General features: G+C 43.5%; 1 protein-coding gene. It reads left to right on the top strand.

Features of this window, described 5'->3' with window-relative positions:
* Positions 1-292 (top strand): ABC transporter substrate-binding protein (locus ACFINC_RS11230; protein WP_375617255.1); only part of this gene is annotated, 292 nt, incomplete at both ends.

The raw sequence follows: 292 nt of genomic DNA, 5'->3' as shown, positions 1-292 counted from the left end.
GTTGCAGCCAAAACACCGGCCGATACCCTCGTGATGGCTTGGGATCTTGATGCGATTAGTAATTTTGATCCTGCGCAGCTCAATGATCGGTATGGCGCTGAAATTGTTGTCAATGTTTGTGACAATTTGGTTGATTCTGCTAAAAATGATGAAGCTAAAATCGTTCCTTCTTTGGCAAAGAGTTGGGATGTTGCAAGCGATGACCAGAGTACAGTGATTATTTTTCATTTGCGCGATGATTTAAAGTTTAATGATGGTCGACCTGCTGGTGCTCGTGATCTTGTTTGGGGGA

Origin of the sequence: Bartonella sp. AP58NXGY (assembly GCF_042195785.1) — a bacterium.
Classification (GTDB): Bacteria; Pseudomonadota; Alphaproteobacteria; order Rhizobiales; family Rhizobiaceae; genus Bartonella.
The sequence above is the reverse complement of the archived record's forward strand: the minus strand, read 5'-3'. Positions and strand labels throughout refer to the sequence as shown.